Here is a 3,105-nt window from a genome sequence, read left to right as displayed (position 1 = left end):
GACATCATAGATGAGGAGGAATTCACTACTATTTATGTTGATGCAAGGATAGTGAAAGTGTTAGTGTTTTATAATAATACCAACGTTTAAATAAGTTCATCCTAATTTAGAAATGTAAAATTAGAGGGATAGAGAGATAGTTCTTACGTTTTACAGCTTTTCTGATACGGAGCTATGATCATGGCAAAGAATGCATTAATAACCGGAATTACTGGACAGGATGGTTCCTATCTTGCAGAGTTACTATACAATAAAGGATATAATGTGTATGGACTTGTGAGAAGGCTCAGTACTCCCAACACTTCCCGCATAGACCACATCCAAAATAATATCGAACTACTGCAGGGAGATCTTACCGACCAGTCTTCCCTGAGCGAAGCAATGCGTATTGCACAGCCCGATGAAGTGTACAATCTTGCTGCTCAGTCCTTTGTGGGAACTTCGTGGAACCAGCCGGTACATACCGGAGATGTGACCGGACTGGGAGTGGTGAGAGTACTGGAAGCTGTAAGACATGTAGTACCGGATGCGAGGGTTTACCAGGCATCATCCAGCGAAATGTTCGGTAAGGTACAGGAAACACCGCAGACAGAGAACACGAAGTTCTATCCCAGAAGCCCCTATGGAGTTGCTAAGGTATATGCATACTGGACATGCGTCAACTACAGGGAAAGTTACGGCATGCACATCAGCAACGGGATATTGTTCAATCATGAATCCCCACGCAGAGGCATTGAGTTTGTTACCAGGAAGATTACCGACAGTGTTGCACGGATATACCACGGCCTAGAATCTGAACTGCGCCTTGGGAACCTTGATGCAAAAAGGGACTGGGGATTTGCAGGGGATTATGTCGATGCTATGTGGCGTATGCTTCAGCAGGATGAGCCAGGAGACTATGTCATAGCCACTGGAGAAACTCATTCAGTTGAGGAATTCGTACAGGAAGCATTCTCCATAGCTGGCCTGGACTGGAAAAAATACGTGGTCGTAGACCCAAAGTTCGTAAGACCGGCCGAAGTACAGTTATTATTGGGAGATCCATCCAAAGCAAAGAGGGTGCTTGGCTGGGAACCAAAAGTACACTTCAAAGAACTTGTCAAAATGATGGTGGAAGCTGACCTGGAGAGGCTGGAACCTGTTAGCAGGAAACACTGAACCTGGTTCATCTTTCATTTTTTATACCTTTTAGGCAAGGATGGCAGTGCACCATCCTTAAAATTCACATGGCATTTTGAGGGAAGTGCCTTGTAGAAAAAATGGAAAAAGTGAAAACATGGACGAGAATAGATTTCACGTGGTCGTAGGCACAAAGGGACAGCTTATAAAAATGGCGCCCATTATGCTGGAAATGGACAGAAGAGGAATAAAGTATAATTTCATCAATGCTGCTCAACACACAAAAATACTTTATGACATCATTGGCGTTTTTGGCCTGAAACAACCCGATATCGTACTTAACAATAATAACAAGGACGTAGCCAATGTACTGGATATGGCCTTATGGCTCTCAAAAGTGACACTGAGTTCTTTTTCACAGGACGGCCTGCCTAAAAAGAATGACATTTGCCTGATACATGGCGATCCTATACCTGCTTCTTTTGGTGCTGTTCTGAGCAAATTGCACCGGGCCAAGATCGCACACATCGAATCCGGAGAAAGGACACATAATATTTTCAATCCCTTTCCTGAAGAACTGTCCAGAAGAATGATAGACTGGATGGCAGACTATCTGTTCACCTCTTCTGAAGAGTCGTATAATAACGTCATTAAACAGGGAGTAAAAGGGGAGATAATCAATCTGGGATACAACACTGTGATCGATGCAATACGTTTTGCCATCGCTAACTCCCAGAAAGTGACTTTCGAGCCTGAATCCGGGTATGTGCTTGTCAACGTGCACAGGGTGGAGAACCTTTATTCAAAGGAAAGATTGGACATCATCATATCCACGGTCGAAAAGATAGCCAGGAACGAAAGAGTGCTTATGATCATGCACGAGCCTTTAAAGAACAAGCTTATAAAAAATAATATGCTTGATACGCTTAAAGGAAATGAGAACATCCAGATGATACCTCTCCAGGACTATGTAACTAATATCAATCTGATAAAGAACAGCAAATACATAGTCAACGACGGAGGAGCACCACAGCTTGAATCTTACTTCCTTAGCAGGCCCTGCCTGTTGATGAGAGGGTTCATGGAACAGAACGGCTACCCGAATGTATGCCTTTCAAGATATGATACCACCATCATAGATGATTTCCTGCAGAACTATAACGACTATGTGTTCGATGTGGACATCAATGCTCTCAAGAGTCCTTCTAAGGAAATAGTCGATATATTAGCAGAGAAAATGGCTCACCTTAAGAACACATGAAACTTAAAGGGAACTTATCGACACTTGCGGTAATTCTGCTTCTGGCCCTGCTGTTCAACTATTATACCTATGTTAACAGCGAGGTCAGCTACAGGGTAGCTGATAGTCCAGACGAGAATCTGGCCCTTATTTTTTCAAAGCTCATTGCAGAGGATTCTTCTTTTATATGGCATTCTGAAATGAACGAGAGATACAATGTAAGTTATTTCAGGCCAAGAAACTCGATAGATATCGGTGGAAATAATTACATTGGGCCATACGTCGGCTTTCAGATGTTGCTTGCTACTGCAAGGTTATATGGGCTTATAGATCACATAGTGCCTCTGGCAGGATGCATAGGCGTACTGTTCTTATATCTGCTCGTAAGGAACATATTTGATGAGAGAACCGCGATAATAGCGGCACTGCTATGGGGACTGAATCCCTCATACGTGTTCTTTTCCAATACGTACTACAGCAATATTCCTGCAGTGACCTTTTCGATGATCGCTCTCTATTGTTTCCACAAGGGTATTCAAACCGGAAAGAACACGTACATTGGCTGTGCCGGTCTGTTCTGTCTTTATGCGGTTTTTACGCGAACTTCAGAAATAGTAATGTTCGGCTCAATATTGATAGGCCTTCTTGCTGCAAGATGGGGAATTACCAGAAAGATACAGCTGAAAGAGATGATCATATTCGCCAGCATCTTTTTAGTGCTGCGTATATTGTGGACAGTAGCCAAC

At 43.1% G+C, this 3,105-nt stretch carries 3 protein-coding genes; all 3 read left to right on the top strand.

Annotated features, from left to right (window positions below; genetic code table 11):
* Positions 1-180 precede the first annotated feature (180 nt).
* Positions 181-1,158 (top strand): GDP-mannose 4,6-dehydratase, encoded by a 978-nt coding sequence (gene gmd, locus AB7U21_RS11545; protein WP_428389204.1) that lies wholly within the window; start codon positions 181-183, stop codon positions 1,156-1,158.
* 118 nt (positions 1,159-1,276) lie between these two features.
* Positions 1,277-2,380, top strand: a complete 1,104-nt coding sequence (locus tag AB7U21_RS11540) for a UDP-N-acetylglucosamine 2-epimerase (RefSeq protein WP_428389202.1) — start codon at positions 1,277-1,279, stop codon at positions 2,378-2,380.
* Positions 2,377-3,105, top strand: a 729-nt coding sequence (locus AB7U21_RS11535; RefSeq protein ID WP_428389200.1) for an ArnT family glycosyltransferase, incomplete at its 3' end; no start/stop codon positions are given. The genes AB7U21_RS11540 and AB7U21_RS11535, both read left to right, overlap by 4 nt.

Origin of the sequence: Methanomethylovorans sp. (genome assembly GCF_050177135.1) — an archaeon.
Taxonomy (GTDB): domain Archaea; phylum Halobacteriota; class Methanosarcinia; order Methanosarcinales; family Methanosarcinaceae; genus Methanomethylovorans.
The sequence above is the reverse complement of the archived record's forward strand: the minus strand, read 5'-3'. Positions and strand labels throughout refer to the sequence as shown.

What these genes read in the sequence shown, in the direction of transcription:
- gmd (WP_428389204.1), top strand. Translation starts at nt 181, where the DNA reads ATGGCAAAGAATGCATTAATAACCGGAATTACTGGACAGGATGGTTCC.
- AB7U21_RS11540 (WP_428389202.1), top strand. Translation starts at nt 1,277, where the DNA reads ATGGACGAGAATAGATTTCACGTGGTCGTAGGCACAAAGGGACAGCTT.